The organism is Paraburkholderia sp. RL17-337-BIB-A (assembly GCF_046025895.1).
GTDB lineage: Bacteria > Pseudomonadota > Gammaproteobacteria > Burkholderiales > Burkholderiaceae > Paraburkholderia > Paraburkholderia fungorum_C.
Map to the genome: position 1 here is coordinate 406,690 of NZ_JARESY010000003.1, position 15,193 is coordinate 421,882.

Annotated in this window: 13 protein-coding genes and 1 pseudogene; 6 read left to right on the top strand and 8 right to left on the bottom strand. The window is 60.9% G+C overall.

Features of this window, described 5'->3' with window-relative positions; translation table 11 throughout:
• Nucleotides 1–310: 310 nt before the first annotated feature.
• Nucleotides 311–1,405: a porin gene (locus tag P0D84_RS39790; RefSeq protein ID WP_408347409.1), complete on the top strand. Its 1,095-nt coding sequence runs from the start codon at nucleotides 311–313 to the stop codon at nucleotides 1,403–1,405.
• 153 nt (nucleotides 1,406–1,558) lie between these two features.
• Here P0D84_RS39790 and P0D84_RS39795 read toward each other — a convergent pair whose 3' ends face one another.
• The 7 genes and pseudogenes from P0D84_RS39795 to P0D84_RS39825 form a co-directional block, all read right to left on the bottom strand.
• On the bottom strand, nucleotides 1,559–2,440 hold the full coding sequence (locus P0D84_RS39795; protein WP_408347412.1) for a LysR family transcriptional regulator: 882 nt from the start codon (nucleotides 2,438–2,440) through the stop codon (nucleotides 1,559–1,561).
• A 132-nt stretch (nucleotides 2,441–2,572) separates the two neighbouring features.
• A pseudogene (locus P0D84_RS39800) lies at nucleotides 2,573–3,038 on the bottom strand (MFS transporter); the annotation flags it as partial.
• Between the two features lie 92 nt (nucleotides 3,039–3,130).
• Complete coding sequence (locus P0D84_RS39805) at nucleotides 3,131–4,036, bottom strand: NmrA/HSCARG family protein (protein WP_408347415.1); 906 nt, start codon at nucleotides 4,034–4,036, stop codon at nucleotides 3,131–3,133.
• 40 nt (nucleotides 4,037–4,076) lie between these two features.
• A complete protein-coding gene (locus P0D84_RS39810; RefSeq protein WP_408347418.1) occupies nucleotides 4,077–4,682 on the bottom strand; it encodes an FMN-dependent NADH-azoreductase in 606 nt (201 codons plus the stop codon).
• 21 nt (nucleotides 4,683–4,703) lie between these two features.
• Nucleotides 4,704–5,282 carry a YceI family protein gene (locus P0D84_RS39815; RefSeq protein ID WP_408347421.1) on the bottom strand — a complete coding sequence of 193 codons (579 nt, stop codon included), beginning with the start codon at nucleotides 5,280–5,282 and terminating at the stop codon, nucleotides 4,704–4,706.
• A gap of 68 nt (nucleotides 5,283–5,350) precedes the next feature.
• Nucleotides 5,351–5,917 (bottom strand): YceI family protein, encoded by a 567-nt coding sequence (locus P0D84_RS39820; RefSeq protein ID WP_408347425.1) that lies wholly within the window; start codon nucleotides 5,915–5,917, stop codon nucleotides 5,351–5,353.
• Nucleotides 5,918–5,925: 8 nt separating this feature from the next.
• On the bottom strand, nucleotides 5,926–6,486 hold the full coding sequence (locus P0D84_RS39825; protein WP_408347428.1) for a cytochrome b: 561 nt from the start codon (nucleotides 6,484–6,486) through the stop codon (nucleotides 5,926–5,928).
• Between the two features lie 303 nt (nucleotides 6,487–6,789).
• Here P0D84_RS39825 and P0D84_RS39830 point away from each other — a divergent pair, with 303 nt between their 5' ends.
• Nucleotides 6,790–7,746: a LysR family transcriptional regulator gene (locus P0D84_RS39830; RefSeq protein WP_408347431.1), complete on the top strand. Its 957-nt coding sequence runs from the start codon at nucleotides 6,790–6,792 to the stop codon at nucleotides 7,744–7,746.
• A gap of 164 nt (nucleotides 7,747–7,910) precedes the next feature.
• Here the strand turns inward: P0D84_RS39830 and P0D84_RS39835 are convergent, their stop codons facing one another.
• Nucleotides 7,911–8,675 carry a TetR/AcrR family transcriptional regulator gene (locus tag P0D84_RS39835; RefSeq protein WP_408347434.1) on the bottom strand — a complete coding sequence of 255 codons (765 nt, stop codon included), beginning with the start codon at nucleotides 8,673–8,675 and terminating at the stop codon, nucleotides 7,911–7,913.
• Nucleotides 8,676–9,081: 406 nt separating this feature from the next.
• Here P0D84_RS39835 and P0D84_RS39840 point away from each other — a divergent pair, with 406 nt between their 5' ends.
• From P0D84_RS39840 to P0D84_RS39855, 4 genes are all read left to right on the top strand, one after another.
• Nucleotides 9,082–10,212, top strand: a complete 1,131-nt coding sequence (locus P0D84_RS39840) for an IS481 family transposase (RefSeq protein WP_408347437.1) — start codon at nucleotides 9,082–9,084, stop codon at nucleotides 10,210–10,212.
• A 172-nt stretch (nucleotides 10,213–10,384) separates the two neighbouring features.
• The gene (locus P0D84_RS39845) at nucleotides 10,385–11,173 is read left to right on the top strand and encodes an enoyl-CoA hydratase/isomerase family protein (protein ID WP_408347440.1); all 789 of its coding nucleotides are present in this window, start codon (nucleotides 10,385–10,387) and stop codon (nucleotides 11,171–11,173) included.
• A gap of 541 nt (nucleotides 11,174–11,714) precedes the next feature.
• Nucleotides 11,715–13,115 carry an MFS transporter gene (locus tag P0D84_RS39850; protein WP_408347443.1) on the top strand — a complete coding sequence of 467 codons (1,401 nt, stop codon included), beginning with the start codon at nucleotides 11,715–11,717 and terminating at the stop codon, nucleotides 13,113–13,115.
• Nucleotides 13,116–13,420: 305 nt separating this feature from the next.
• On the top strand, nucleotides 13,421–15,160 hold the full coding sequence (locus P0D84_RS39855; RefSeq protein WP_408347446.1) for a CocE/NonD family hydrolase: 1,740 nt from the start codon (nucleotides 13,421–13,423) through the stop codon (nucleotides 15,158–15,160).
• Nucleotides 15,161–15,193 lie beyond the last annotated feature (33 nt).

Below are 15,193 nucleotides of genomic sequence, written 5' to 3' on the forward strand. Positions count from 1 at the left end.
GAAAAGTATAGTGAGAGGGCTTCCCGACACTTGCACAGTGCCGTGTACCGGAACGGTCTTTCACGGACTTTCGCAAACTGCTTCATTCCAACCCTATGCGTGTCGGCCTTCCAGTCACTCTCACGGTTGAGCGGCCGGAATGTCCCTCGGTTGCGAGAAGCATTTATAGGGGATAGCACTAGCCCAACAAAGCTGTACGACCGGAAAATTACCGAGTAGTCTAATGCTGTACGGACGGTAAAGTTAAAAGAAGAGTTGCTTCATTCGCGCGAACGGCAATGTTCGGATGTATCGTCAGAGGAGACTGAAAATGAAGAGGCTATCGTGCGGCGCCGCTGTGTTATGTGCAGCATCGGCGTCCGCGTACGCACAGAGCAGCGTGACCTTGTATGGGATCATCGATGAAGGCATCACGTACACCAGCAATCAAAAGGGCCACTCGAACTGGCAGTTGCAGAGCGGTGGGGCCTCGATATCGCGATGGGGCTTTCGCGGGGCGGAGGATCTGGGCGGTGGTCTGAAAACCATCTTTGTTCTGGAGAGTGGCTTTGACCCGTCGACGGGTAACCTCGGCAACAACGGCGCGCTTTTTGGTCGATCGGCGTATGTGGGCATTGCCAGCCCGTACGGAACGGTGACACTTGGACGTCAATACGACGAGATGGCCAATCTGCTGTCAAAAACCAACGCCGGCCTGAACTGGTCGGTCTTTCTGGCCCACCTCAATGACGTTGACAATACCGCCGGCGTCAACCGTATTAACAATGCCGTCAAGTACGCCAGCCCCGTTCTTGCCGGATTCACCGTCGAAACACTCTATAGCTTTGGCGGAGTGGCGGGGCAGTTCTCCACCAACAGCGTGAAGTCGTTTGGTCTGAGCTACGCCAACGGGCCGCTGTATGCTGCTGCGGCCTATACCTACATCAAGAATCCGCTCAACTCTGTGTTCGGCGGCGTCGCCCCGAACGCAATTGCATTCTCAGCGTACGTGCCCCATGCGCAAAGCCAGCAGATCTGGGGTACGGGTGCCCAATACAATTTTGGCAAGGCCACCCTCGGACTTCAGTACACGTCCACGCGGTTCGGAAATGCCTTCGACGGCGCAGATGTTCGCTTCGACAACTATGAAGCAAATCTGGGCTACCAGGTCCGGCCGGACGTTTTTGCCGGCGTAGTGTACATCTACACCCACGGGAAGGTCGACGCAACGGACCAGTCTCCAATCTATCGCGCACTTGGTCTCTTTTCAGATTACATCTTGTCAAAACGGACAGATATTTACCTGGTTGCCCAGGTGCAGAAGGCGGCTGGCTCTGCGACGCAATCGCAGATTACAACCGTGTCGGCCCCATCGAGTGGAGCGACACAATCCATCGTGCACATTGGGCTGCGTCATAAGTTCTGATCTGACGAGCGCGTTTGACGGCATGGATTGATCAATATATTTCGCATACCGAATTACAATGCGGCTTGAAAACGGGAACTGCCAGTGGCGTGCGGATCGGTGGCGGTGCTGCTTGCGGTTCTCTGCGTTTTCCGGCCAACACGCAACGGGAAATCACTTGACGCGATGGCCGGGCGGTTTCCAGCCCAGCAGCGTCTCTGCGCTCCATTGCGCTGAGGCAAGTCTGGAGATGAAGAAATCGGCCAACGCGCTGACCTTGGCTGGCCGCGCGCGGGCAGTGGGGGTGACCAAATACAGAGCGCCTTCAGGCAGTCGCCAGTCGGCCAGGATCGGTTCGAGCTGCTTGTCCGGGAAATACTGTGTCGCGACAAACTCAGGAAGCTCCGCGATGGCGAGTCCTGCGAGCAGCATGGGCAGTAGCGCTTCCACGCTTGTTACCCGCAATGCCCCCGTTGGCGTGATCGTGCATTCCTCGCCGCTTTGGTGGGTGAAGCGCCAGACGTCGCGCTTGTTCCTGTTGGCGTAGGTAAGACACTGATGGGCGCCAAGATCATGCGGGTGCCGCGGTCGACCATAGCGGGACAGATAGGCAGGGGATGCCACGACAAACCGGCGCACGGGTGCAATGAGACGTGCGGCGAGTGACGAATCTTCCATGATGGCAATGCGGAGGGCGGCGTCGAAGCCCTCTCCAATCAGGTCGACATGGGCATCCGTGAGATCGAGATCAACGGAAATATCCGGGTAGGTGCGAAAGAACTCGGGCAGCAGCGGGGCGACCCAGCGAGCGCCGAAGGAGAGCGGTGCAGCGAGCTTGACCGGACCGCGCGGCCGGCTCGAGGTCTCACGTGCGAAGTCCTCGGCCTCCTCTGCGTCCGCGTAGATTTTTGCGACTCGCTCGGCCAGCAGATGGCCGTAGTCGGTCAGTGCAAGTCGTCGGGAGGTGCGGTTAAAAAGCCTGCCCCCCAGCCGCTCTTCCAGGCGGGTGCTGGCCGGCTGGCCTGGGGTTCGGGTCCCCGTGGCGAGGCACCGCACTATACGGGTGTGGACTTCATCATCGTTCGCGACGGAAGGATTGAAGCACTCTACGTCTTTCTGGATTCAATGCCGTCATAGCCGCGTCAACACCTCTGTCGGCTTCCGGTGCGCAGGCATCCCCAGCCTGCTTTAGATGGAAGCGGCGGACGACGCCTCGCCTTGCGCCTGACCGTGCGTGCGCGTACGCACGAAAGCCGCGGCCAGCGCGCCGGCCGTTACCGCCGCCATGGCCCCCAGCAGGAAAGCCAGGTGGTAGCCGTTATTGAGCGCAGTAGCGGCATCGGCACCCGCAGCGGCCAGGCCATCGGTGCGCGCTGCCGCGGAGGCTCGCCAGGATGGCGAGGCCCAGCGCGCCGCCCATCATGCACGACGTGTTGACCACACCCGAGGCCGGACCCGACTCATCCGGCGTTACGTCGCTGATCGCGGCAAGCCACACCGGATCGAAGGCCTCCCCCGCCCCCAGACCCATCAGCATCATGCCCGGCAGCACGTCCAGCACGAAACTGCCCCCGGCCGGCGCACGCGCAAACAGCAACAGCCCGGCCGCCGCCGCCAGCAAACCCAGCGAGAGCGGCGCGCGAATCCCGAAGCGGGCGTCATGGAACTGCTCCTGTCGGATGCTGGCAGTGCAAAACTGCGCAGCGGATGTGAAACGGGATGCTGGTGTTCAGGGAGGCTTTGCTGTCAGGCCGCCGCCGGGATCACGAAATTCGCTTTGGCCCATGCGGCAAACTTCGTCGGCTGCTGGCCGGCGACCTTGTTGGCGAGCGCGATCGCGTCGCGCGAATCCGCGCCGAGATACGTGTGCGCTTCGAAGTACGCGAGCATCGCCGCGATCCCCTCGGCGTGCGGAAACCAGCCAGCAAAAACCTCACGCGGGACCTGCTTGAACGAGAGCGTGTTTCCTTGTTGATTCAGGGTGGCGATGATCTCGTTGAAGCTCAGGAAATCGCCGACAAGCGGCAGATGTTCACCGTGCCCTGCGAGTTCCGGCTGCTCGAACGCACCCGCCACGAGACGGCCGAGTTCGGTGATGTCGCCCATATGGATGACGCGCCGCCCCGGATCGAGCGGCAGCGCCCATCCCACAGCGCCATCCGGTTGCTTCTGCGCAGCCATCAGGCCGATCAGGTTCTGGTAATAGAACGGCGCGATCACGAACGTGTGGTACGCAAATCCGGCCTCGCTCACGACGTGTTCCATTTTCGCCTTGGCCGTGAAGTGCGGGACATGGATCGTGCCGCCGCTGATCGTCTCCACATTGGGAAGCGTCGACCAGATGAAGTGCTGTACGCCGGCGTCTTTCGCCGCATTGACAGCCGCGAGCGCCTGCTTGGGCTCGTCTGCTTGTGCTTCCCACGAATTGGTCACCAGGAAGACGCCATGCGCTCCGGCAAATGCGGCATTGAGCGTTTCCGGACGATTGAAATCCGCCAGCACGACTTCGTCACCCAGCTTCGGATGCGTGGCCGGATTGCGCGTCAACGCGCGCACTTTGAATTGACCGCTCGCCTGCAGCGCGCGCACGACGGAGCCGCCTTGCTGGCCGGTGGCGCCGACGACGGCGATGAGCTTCGGGTTGTTCGGCATGGTGGTTCTCCAGCGAGTGTTTCGTTAGGGCGATGCTGCTTCACGCAGCGAGTGCGGCGGTCTCTTTCTTCGCCGAGGCGATGGCCTCGCGGCGTGCCTGCGGACCCATCGCCACCCCTTCCGCGCGAATGAAGGCGATATCCGTGATGCCCAGAAAGCCGAAGGCCGCCTTCAGATAGGTTTCCTGATGATCGACGACGGCGGCCGGCGAGCCTTCGCTGTATACGCCGCCGCGCGACGAGGTGATGATCAGCTTCTTGCCGCCGCACAGTCCGACCGGGCCGTCCGCCCCGTAGCGGAACGTCTTCCCCGCGACGGAGATGCGGTCGATCCAGGCCTTCAGCTGAGAGGGCACGCCGAGGTTGTACATCGGCGCGCCGATGACCACGATGTCGGCTGCCAGGAAATCATCGAGCGCGGCCTGGCCCAGGGCGACATCGGCCTTCAATGCATCGTCGACCGGAGCGCCTTGGGCGGCCGCGAGGTGTGCGGCGCTCAGATGGCCGATCGGTGTGGCGGCAAGGTCGAGACGAATGACCGCAAGGTCGGGATGGCGGCCCCGGAAGGTCGCGACGACATCCGCTGACAGATCACGGCTGACGGAGCCTTGCCCGAGGATGCTGGAATCTACGTGTAACAGTTTCATGAGAATGACCCTCGAATGGGATTACTGTTTCAGTGCTTCGGCCGAGATGAGCAGCCTGGTCTTCATACTGAAGCCGTACGACTTGCCAAAATCGACGCCGAAGTCGCTGCGGTCGAATTCGCCCGCTGCGTCGACGCCGCACACCTCGCGCTTGAGCATGGGGTGCGGCATGCACTTGAGCGAGTCGATTGCCAGCGTCAGTGGCCTGGTCACGCCGTGCATCGCCAGATTGCCGACGACCGCGGCCGGCTTGTCGCCCTTGAACTGGATCGTGCCCTTGTAAGTCGCTTCCGGGAACTTCGACGCGTTGAAGAACTGATCCGCCTGCAGGTACTGGTCGAGCTTCGTGCTACCCGTGTTGACCGACGCAATGTCGGTCGTCACTTCAACGGTGCCGGTCCTGGCCGCGCGATCGAGCGTCACCGTGCCCTGCGACTTGTCGAACTTGCCACGCCAGACCGACACGCCGCCCATGTGGTCGGCCTCGAAGCTCGGGTACGTGTGGTCCGGATCAAACTGGTACGTCGACACGTCCGCGAATGCCGACAGCGACAGTGAGGCGGCGAGTGCTCCAGCCCCGATCATCAAATGCTTCTTCAAATCAATCTCCTTGAAACGTCAGGTTGCCGCAGCTGTGCGCGGTATCGGGTGATGCAACGCCGCCACGCTTACTTCGTGGCAACGATATGAAACTTGATCTGCACGTCGTCCGAGACGATCGACGTGTCCTTCCACTCGCCTGTGCCGACGTCGAACACCGAACGCCTGATCGGCAGCACGCCGTCGAACGTTTGCGTGGCGCCGCTTTGCGTGACGGTGACGGTGACGGGCACGGTCAGCGTCTGCGTCTTGCCCTTGATCGTCAGCTTGCCGGTCACGTTGTACTTGTTGCCGCCCGCGGGCTCGATCGCCGACGACACGAAGGCCGCGCGCGGATACGTCTTCGCATCGAACCAGTCCTTGCCGGCGACCTGATCGTTGTACATCCGGTCGCCGATGTCGAAGCTCGCGACCTCAATCGACACCTGTGCGCTGCCTTGCGCGGCCTGCGCCGGATCGAACCTGATCTGCGCGGAGAACTTCTTGAACACGCCCTCGGTCGGCACGTTCATCTGCTTCGAGATCGCGGACACCTTGCTCGCCGACAGGTCGAGGTCGGCCAGCGCTGCGCTCGACGCAACGAGCGACACTGCGGCGAATGCTGCCGCCATGGAGCGGGAGAATGACTTTTTCATCGAATCCTTCATTTGGAAAAGGGAAGCATTCGCGACAGCAGGCCGTCGCGATCCAGCACCTGATGCTTGACTACCGCCAGCACGTGCAACACCACAAGGGAAAACAAGACGTCATTCAGGATCACATGGAGCGTCCTGAAGGTTGCCTTCAGCACCGGATCGGGATCGATCAGGCGCGGCAGCGCTACGATGCCGAGATACACGACCGGGATGTTCGACGCCGACCTGTAGAGGTAGCCGGCCACGGGAATCGCGAGCATCAGCCCATACAGCAGGACATGCACCGCATGCGCGCCGATCCGCTGCGCCGCCGGCATGCCGGCCGGGAGCCCCGGCGGCACGTGGGTCGCGCGCCACACCACACGCACGATCGCGAGCGCGAACACGGTCACGCCTATCCACTTGTGCCACGAGAAGTATCTGAGTTTCGTCGGCGTGAAGCCGGGGATGCCGGTCATCACCCAGCCGAGCGCGAAGCCGCAGATGATCAGCAGCGCGATCAGCCAGTGCAGCGCTACCGCGGTCCGCGTATAGCCGGCTGGCGCGGCCGGGATGGAATTTGAAACCATAAGCTCCTCAATATGGCGAAAGGTCGCAATCGGTGTCGGCCGGGCAGTCTCCCGTCTGGTTGACTCGTTCACGCGTCGACGGTGCCGCATGGCGGCTGACGTTCAGCCGGACAGCCTGTCCGCCGTCCTTGCGATCGGTTCACCCTGATGGCGCGCGCCGGCGAGCTCGATCACGAATCGACTTGCCCCGCCGGCAGCCTGGAAACAGCGGCCTCCTGTGCGACACCTCAAGTATGGGGATCAAGGGCGCTTCACACTAGATGGTAAAATAGGATTGGATTAATCCATTTATGGAGAAATGCCATGCTCGATCTGAATGACCTCGCGATGTTCGTCCAGGTCGTCCGTTCCGGCAGCTTTTCCGAGGCGGCGCGGCGTCTGCGCATGCCGGCGAATACGCTGAGCCGGCGCATCGATCAACTCGAAGGGCAACTCGGCACACGTCTGCTGCATCGCTCGACTCGCAAGCTCGCGCCGAGCACGGAAGGCCAGGCGCTGTTCGAGCGTTATGCGCCGGCGCTTGACCAGATCCTCGAGATCGGGCGGCTCCATGCCGATGAGCAGGCACCGTCGGGGTCGGTTCGCGTCACCGCGATGGCCGGCCTGTTCGAATTCTTCCGCCTGGAATGGCTGCTCGAGTTCTACGCGCGCTATCCGCACATCAGCATCGACTTTTTGCTCGACGACGCGCCGTCCGATCTGATCACCGAGCGCATCGATCTGGCCTTGCGCATGGGCATCGAGACCGGCAGTGGCTTCAAGGTGCGTCGGCTGGGGCCGGGTGCAATGATCCTGGCGGCGAGTCCGGCCTATCTGGAACGGCGCGCTGCGCCACGCACGCTGCGTGAGCTGGCCGAACACGACTGTCTGACGATTTCCAATCGCCAGGGTCGCAGCACGTGGCGTTTGCAGGGTCCACGCGGCAGTCAGGAGGTGTCGATCAACAGCCGGTTCGCGGTCAACGACATGCGAGTGCTGGCGCAGGCTTGTGTAGCCGGACTGGGGATTGCGCTGCTGCCGCAGTTGATCGTCGAGCCGATCATCGCGCAGGGGAAACTGGTGCGCGTGCTGCCGACTTATCGGCGCGCGAGCGCGAGCCTTGGCCTGCAGCTCGTCTGCACGAGCCGCCCGCCGGTGCCGCCCGCAGTAGCGGTCTTCGCAGAATTTCTGTTGGAGAAAATGGGCGACACGATGACAAAACCGGCACAGAACCATGCCGGCGATATGTTCGTCACCTCACCCTGGACGGGCGAAGCGTAGGGATCAATTCACCGTCGAACAGATCCTTGCGGGCTCATGTCAGCGATACGACGGCCCAAGGCTCGTGGCGACCGAGGGGCGAGGAGGAGTAGGTTCGCCTGTCTGGAGACCCCGTCCGGCAACAGAAGCGGGGCTCAAGTGCTATGGCGGAAGAGCCCGCGAAATCAGGCGGCGGTCTTTGCGCGACTCGACACGCGCGGCTGCTTCGCGGTACGGCCCGGACGCGGCTCAACCGTCGCGGACCGGCTGGGGCGAGTCTCTCGATGAAAGATGAGTTCCTCAACCATTTCCCAGTATGAATCCACCACCTTGGGATCCGACGAGGAAATATTGGCGGTTGCCTGCATCTCCGGACCGAAGCCTGAAAGGGTTGACGTCAGGCTGATCAACAAATAATGGAAGATGATGGGTTCGCATTGGGGCAACGCGCCTTCTTCCTGTGCAGTACGAATCTGCGGCAGGAGCCCGTTTAGCAGGGGCTTGAGCACCGTATCGGCGAGCCATTGCAGCCTCGGGCTATAGCAGAGGAATTCCTGAAGCATGAAGCGATGGAACTCGGGATAGTCGACCGTGAATTTGAACAGGGCCTTGTACATCCCTTTCACGTGGTCCGCGGCGCTGACAGCGGGCGTCTCCGCCAGATAGGCGTCCCACTCGTGACGAATATGTTCGAACACGTATTCGGCTACCGCCTGCCAGAGAACGTCTTTCGAACGGTAGTGGTAGGTGATGAGCGGGTGCTGCAATCCGACCCGGTCCGCGATACTGCGTATGCTCGCAGCCTCAAAGCCCTTCGCGGCGAACTCCGACAGCGCGGCATTCAGGATGGCGGAACGCGTCTCCTGCGCACGTTGCTGCTCCGCACGCCGAAGCGCTGTCGGACGTCCCTTTCGGGCAGAGTTCTTGCTGGAAACGGTGCGTTGCGCCATATGGTTTCTCGAATAGGAAGCTGGTTGCCGGACCGCACATTCGCGGGGGCCTGGCATGACGGTAGTGTTCGATGCCGCTTTCGGCTGCCGGTCTTAGGTGCCGCGCCGTGGGGGCAATCTGAAAAACTGTACAAAAGTATAATACATTGGATCCCGCGTTCTGCGTACTCCTCCGGGCGACCACCCGCGTGTTTCCCAACCTCTCTTTGCGGTAAGCCTTGCGCACAGAAGTCGCGCTTTTAAATTGAACGATGGTAAAATATAATGTCATCGTGGACACGGGAAGATCCCGAATCCCGTATCCCGTATCAGGTCCACGTGATGTGTGTATAGACCGGAGACATAGCTGACAGATGTGCGGAGACATGGTTGACACTTCCGGGTATTAAAACGCCCGGTCCCGACCATGCCCTGGAACGCAAGAGACACCATGAGCCTCCGACAGGAATTTGTTCATCTGGCCAGTCAGCGCACGCTGACGATCACCGAGTTGTGCCAGCGCTTTAACATCAGCCGGCAGACCGGCTACAAATGGCTCAAGCGCGGCGAGAACGCGCTGTCAGATCAGTCCCGGCGCCCTGCCAGCAGCCCCTCGAAGACACCCGCTGCGATGGAGCAGGAAGTGGTGCGGCTGCGCCAGGCGCATCCGCGCTGGGGCGGCCGCAAGATCAGGCGGCGCCTGCAGGATCTGGGCTTTGAGGCGGTGCCGCAGTCCAGCACCGTGACCGACATCCTGCACCGGCACAACCTGATCCTGCCGGCCGATTCAGCGATGAGCGAACCCTGGAAGCGCTTTGAGCACGAGCAGCCCAACGTGCTCTGGCAGATGGACTTCAAGGGGCACTTCGAGACCCTCCAGAAGGAGCGTTGCAGTCCCCTGACGGTACTGGACGACCACTCGCGCTTCAGCATCCTGCTACGCGCCTGTGGACCCACCGACACCGCGACCGTGCAGGCGGGATTACGGGAGGCGTTCGGGCACTACGGCCTGCCGTTGCGCATCAACACCGATAACGGCTCGCCGTGGGGGTCGCCCGGCAGTCCCGGTCAGCTTACCGAGCTGGCCGTCTGGCTGATCCGGCTGGGTATCCGCATCAGTTACAGCCGGCCTTACCACCCGCAGACCAACGGCAAGGACGAGCGGTTTCACCGTACGCTGAAGGCTGAAGTACTGAACGGACGAAGCTTCGCCACCCAGCAGCACGTGCAGCAGGAGCTGGACCGCTGGCGCACCATCTACAACTGCGAGCGCCCGCACGAGGCGATTGGCATGAACACACCGATCAGCCGTTACCAGCCGAGCCCCCGGGCGTATCCATCGATCCTGCGCGAGCCGGAGTACGGCCCGGATGATGTGGTATTGCGGGTCAAGTCCGATGGCCGGCTACGCTTTGAAGGACGGAAACTTAAAGTCTCGAATGCACTTTATGGGCCGCCGGTTGCGGCACGCGCAAAGCCTGGCGAAGACGGCGTATTTGAATTCTGGTTTGCCCATCATCGCATCCTCACCCCTGACCTGAGGAGCAACAATCCCTGACCATAAGGTGTCAACGATGTCCCCGCACATGTGTCAATCATGTCCCCGGTCTATACAGATGTGTTAAGAAAGTGCCGAATTGACGCGCCCAGTCAGTGCCACCTTGGTGGGGCATGCACCTGAACGGATCCCGGTTCCTCCACCAGAACACTGTGAACGCAGGCATCGCCAAATGCAGAGAAACATCACCTTGACCTCCCGTGAAGATCTCGCGGTCATCACTTTGGGAAACGAAGCGCAGGCCAACGCGATCGACCTGGCGTTCTGCACGGATCTATTGAATGCGCTCGCGGACATCGAGGCGCATGGCAGGTACCGCGCGGTCGTTCTGCGATCCTCCGGGCGCATATTTTCAGCCGGTGGGAATCTCGTCCAGATTCTCGAAGGGCTGCAAAGGTCCGACGGCTTTCTCGAAGCCCTGATCAGCCTGCTCAACGACCTGATTCTGAAGTTGCGGCGACTGCCGATACCCGTGATTGCGAGTGTGCAGGGGGCCGCGGCAGGTGCAGGTTTTTCGCTGGTCATGGCGTGCGACCTCGTTGTCGCCTCACGTGCGGCTCAATTTGTCGTCGGGTACGGCAAGCTGGGCACCTCGACCGACGGGGGACTTTCCTTCCATCTGGCGCGGCGCCTGGGGTCGGCACGCGCCCTCGAAATTCTGCTGGCGAGGGATTCGTTGAATGCGGAAGAAGCGAACTCGCTGGGGTTGGTGCAGGCCGTTGTCGATCCAGCTTCGCTGGAAGAAGCTACGTTCGCATTGGCGCGGCGTGTAGCCGACGTGCCGCCAGTTGCTGTCAGCGAGATGAAAGCACTCGTCGGCAACGCATCGGAGTACGGGCTCGCACAACATCTCGAGGACGAAAAGCAGGCGTTTTTGAGGTGTGCCGCCACGGAAGCGTTCAGTCAGCGAGTCGCCGGATTCGTCGGACGATCGAATTCGCCAGCAAAATCGCCGACCTGAATTCCGCCTGGAGCAAGGGATTGACCGCCAGGCCAATTCCCAATACACGCCGTCTGTTCCAGAAATGACGTTGCCAGGATCGTACTGTCCGGCGCGCTTGGGGGGCGCTGCGTAAATACCATCACCGGGCAGACGAAATGCAGGTCTGCAACCCCCATCGGTATCGCAACTGCCGGGCTTCTTCATCCATCCCCGTGACCATTCCAGGTGCGCTTCGCGCGTCGACGGTCCGTCCGTAAGTCGGCGCCCCATAGGGATAGTCCCAGTCTCATAATCCTGTACGATCGGAAAGCTTTTAACTAGAATAAACCTGCACGATCGGAAAATATAAAGTTCGACGACGCGAGCGCAGATGACATATGTCCGAAGTACGTCAGTGGCGCTTTGTGGTGACTTGAGGCGACCACGTTATTTCTGTCCGGTCGCCTTCGGGAGAGTGAACCGGACATGTTTGATACGACACTGCGGCCACGCTTCATCGCGGCAGGAAGCCGAAGTGAATCCTCAGTGAACCCTGCCTCGCACGCCTCAAGGACAAGTAATGGAACGCAGAGACTACGTTCATCGCGACATACGCGGATTCTTCAATGATCATCCGATAGGGAAGCAACAGTGGGTGGTGTTTATCCTTTGCTTTGCGGCGACCACGACCGAGGGATTCGATACGATCGTCATGGCGTTCATCGCACCCGCCGTCAGTCACGAGTGGCACCTTCCTCCCGCAGCCCTCGCGCCATTGGTTGCGATCGGGTTGTTTGGGCTGCTGCTCGGGTCAGTCATCGGCGGATCGTTGGCCGATCGGGTAGGGCGCAAGGCGGTGATCATCGCGGCAATCACATGGTTTGGTATTGCGGCGATCGCATCCAGCGAGGCGCAATCAGTCGTGCAACTCGTTTTGTTCCGTTTTGTCACCGGTCTCGGCATTGGCGCCGCCATGCCTGCCACGTCAGCGTTTGCCGCTGAATATAGCCCCGACCGTTCGCGCGCCGCGATGCTCGCTACCATCATGTGTGGGATTCTGTTCGGATCAGCGGCCGCTGGCTTTGTCACCTCTTTCGGAATAGGTGTGCTGGGCTGGAGAGGTATGCTGGCTTTGAGTGGCGTCCTGCCGCTCTGCGTCGCGGGTCTATTCGTCTGGCAAGTACCCGAATCGCCGCTCTATCTGGTGGCGAGTAGTAAGTCCAACGAAGTTGTCAAGCGAGTCTTGACCAGAGTCTTCCCTGCGGTTGATTGTTCCGGCTTGTATTTCGTCATGGGGGCGCCAGCCGGTTCGAAGAAAGGAAGCCTTGGGCTCGTAGGAAAGGATTATCGGCTCGGCACAGTGCTCACCTGGATTACGGAATTTGCCGGATATCTGGTCTTCTTTCTCGTCGGATACTGGTTGCCGACGCATTTGAAGCAGAGTGGCCTGTCGATGCAGGAAGCTTCCCAGGTGTCGTCGATGTTCCAGTTCGGCGCGCTTACCGGCGCGGTGCTCTTCGTGTTCCTGGTGCGCCGCATCAACGTTGCCTCGGTCATTTGCGGCTCCTTTGCCGTAGGGGCGTTGCTCGTCGTCGTGCTAGGCCTGTCCGAAGCGGCATCATGGCTCGCGGGAATCATCTTCCTGGCCGGATTGGCTACCGGCGGCCCTCTAACCTGCATCAACACCATTCCGGGCATCTTCTATCCGACGGCGCTTCGTGCATCCGGTGCAGGATGGACAGTTGCAGTTGGGCGGGTTGGTTCAATCATCGGCTCATCGCTGATTGGCCTGATAGTCATTTCGGGTTACCCCTTTGTGCTCGTATGCGCTGTGTTGTCGATACCGCTCGTGATAGCCAGCGTCTGCATGGCAGTGATGGCGCGTATTCTCTCGGCGCAGCACCGGCTGGAAAGCGAACATCTCGAAGCGATCAGTTCGGCGCCGCCTGACAGCGCGCTGCCGGACATCCCCGTGCATTGATGACGTTCAATCCCCGGCGCACCGGTAATCCGGCGCGCCGGGTTGCCAATACCGCGTTATAAGAAAGACGTAGCAGCAACGACACGAGCATTGCCAACTCCGTGCTCGAGTTCCTGCTAACAGGTGTTACTTGCCTTGCATACTTTACGAACGTGAAGTATAGTGATTTGCAGAGGTCGTATTGTCGCGGGACACCGCCGAAGGGCAGGCGCGAAGAGTCCGACTTCCAAATATCCGGGCCGCCTTCGAATTCGTCAGCGGCCGTCTGTTGAAGCCGAACATACCTATGTATCTGGAGGCGAGACATGATTGAAGAACGCGACGTCTACGTAACGATGCGGGATGGCACTCGTCTGGCCGTCGACGTCTATCGGCCCGAGGGGAGCGGGAAGTATCCGGTGCTCTACGCTTCCGCTTTGCATAACAAGGACCTTCAGGGTCCGGACATTGCCGACGTGTTGCCTCCGCAACCCGCGCACGCTCCGCTATGGTTTGGGCCGGTGGAAGCGGGCGACACCCGGCGCTTCGTGGCCAATGGCTATGTGCACGTGATCGCCCAGCCGCGCGGTTCGGCCAAGTCCGAAGGCCACTATGGCGAAGAAAACACCGACCACTACGACATGATCGAGTGGATCACGCAACAGCCCTGGTCGGACGGGAAAGTCGGAATGGTCGGCATCTCGGGGTTCGCAGGCGAGCAATGGCGCGCTGCCGCACAAGGGCATCCGGCGCTCAAGGCGATCTTTCCCTACGACGCTTGCAGCGCCTACGGCGGCATGTTCGGCTTTCGCGATTTCAATCCCGGCGGCGTCGTGCATACGTTCCCCTATCTGCTTGATGTCTTCAGCACGGTGCATGAGTCGCGCAATGTGCCCGGACCGCTGCCGGATGAGCAGGAAGCGCTCTGGCGCGAGGCCATGCGCAATCCCGACTACAAGATGTACATCAACCTCTACAACATCCTGACGCAGAAGGGGCAGCGTACGTGGGTGATGTATCACATTATGACGAACCCCTGGGAGCCGGACGGGACCGTCGAGGGCAGCGAAGAGCTCTTCAAGAAGATCAAGGTGCCGTTCTATACGGGCTCCGGTGCCTATGCATACACCTACAAACTGCATTGGCTGGGCGCCCAGCACTATTTCGCCAACGTCAAGCAACCGCGCAAGCTGGTCTTTACCGGTCCGGCACACCTGGAACGCCCGTTCCACCAGTACCACGACGAAGTGATCCGCTGGTACGACTATTGGCTGAAGGGGGTCGACACCGGCATCATGGACGAGCCCCCCGTCCGTTACTGGGTCATGGGCGCCAACGAATGGCGCACGGGCACCGACTGGCCTCTGCCCGAGACCCAATGGGCGAAGTATTACCTTGGTGGCTGGGAGCGGCTTTCCACGGAAGAGCCGCGCCCCGCGGCGCAAGTGGGCAATGCGTTGCGCGAGCCGGACGTCTTCACCCAGATGCCGCTGAAGAAGACAAGCAAGGTCGAGCGCCTGCGCTATATGACGGAGCCGCTTGCGCACGATGTCCTGGTGGCCGGTCCAATCTCGCTCACGCTCTATGCAGAGATCGACCAGCCGGACACGAACTGGATCGTCGTGCTCAAGGACGTGGGTCCGGATGTGTCGGTCGTTACCGCGCGCGTCGGCGAGCGCAGCGTTCCCGATACTTTGCCCGAACGCGAGCTGACTCGCGGCTGGTTGAAGGCGTCGTACAGGGCATTGGATGCGGACCGCTCCAAGCCTGGGGAGCCGTTCCACAAGCTGACCAGGGATTCAATCAAGCCTGTTACTCCGGGCGAGATCGTCAGGTACGAGATCCAGGTGCTGGCGACTGCCAACCAGTTCAAGGCTGGCCATCGCATCTGCGTCGAGATTTGCAGTCTTGACGTGCCGACCGGAACCGGCGCGATGACCGACGTCGAATACATTCCGTATCACGTAGGCAGCAGCAATACGGTGACTCACAAGATTTACCGCGACGCTGACCGGCCATCACATTTGCTGCTCCCCATCATTCCGCTGAATGATTCGTCATCCTGAATCAAGGAACTTTGAAGGGCGCCGTGCGCGCCC